General features: G+C 72.9%; 1 protein-coding gene. It reads right to left on the bottom strand.

The features are described from left to right. Positions 1–838 (bottom strand): ATP-binding cassette domain-containing protein (locus tag FV223_RS28595; RefSeq protein ID WP_147729992.1); only part of this gene is annotated, 838 nt, incomplete at its 3' end. Between the last annotated feature and the right edge of the window lie 106 nt (positions 839–944).

Raw genomic sequence — 944 nt, 5'->3', positions numbered from 1 at the left:
GGGCCTGCTCCGCGGCGAGGCGGGCGCGCTCGGCGGCCGGGTCGGGCACCGGCACGGCGCCGAGCAGGCGCTGCGTGTAGGGATGGCGCGGGTCGTCGTAGAGCGCGTCGCTCTCGGCCAGCTCGACGATGCGGCCGCGCCAGAGCACGGCGACCCGGTGGCAGAGATAGCGCACCATGCGCAGGTCGTGGGAGATGAACAGGTAGGACAGCCCGAGCTCGGCCTGCAGGTCCTGCAGCAGGTTGACCACCTGCGCCTGGATCGAGACGTCGAGCGCCGCGATCGGCTCGTCGGCGACGATGAAGCTCGGCTTGAGCGCGATGGCGCGGGCGATGCAGATGCGCTGTCGCTGGCCGCCGGAGAACTGGTGCGGGAACCGCCCGGCGAAGCGCGGCTCCAGCCCAACCCGCTCGAACAGCCCGGCCACTGCCGCGCGGCGCTCGGCCCGGCCCATCTCGGGCCGGTGCAGCTTGAACGCCTCGGAGACGTAGTCGCCGACGCTCATCCGCGGGTTGAGCGCGGCGTAGGGGTCCTGGAACACGGTCTGGATGCGGGCGCGCATGCCGCGCATCGCTCGTGGCGAGAGCTTGGCGAGGTCCGTGCCCTCGAAGGCGACGGTGCCCGCGGTCGGCGGGTTCAGCATCGTCACGGCACGGCCGATGGTCGACTTGCCCGAGCCGGATTCGCCGACGAGCCCCAGCGTCTCGCCGGCGCGGATGTCGAAGCTGACGTCCTCGACCGCCCGGAACACCGAAGCCTTGCCGCCCCACCACGAGCGCAGGGGATAGTGCTTCGAGAGGTTGCGCACCGAGACGATCGGATAGTCCGGGGCCCGCATCACCGTGCCTCCTCCGCTTCGCGCGCCAGGATCGCCGGAAGGTCGTACCAGGCCGCGACGAGGTGGCCGGGCGCGGCGCCGGCGGCCTGGACGAGCGGCGGCGCCT

The sequence above is a fragment of the Methylobacterium sp. WL116 genome, from assembly GCF_008039455.1.
Lineage (GTDB): Bacteria > Pseudomonadota > Alphaproteobacteria > Rhizobiales > Beijerinckiaceae > Methylobacterium.
The sequence above is the reverse complement of the archived record's forward strand: the minus strand, read 5'-3'. Positions and strand labels throughout refer to the sequence as shown.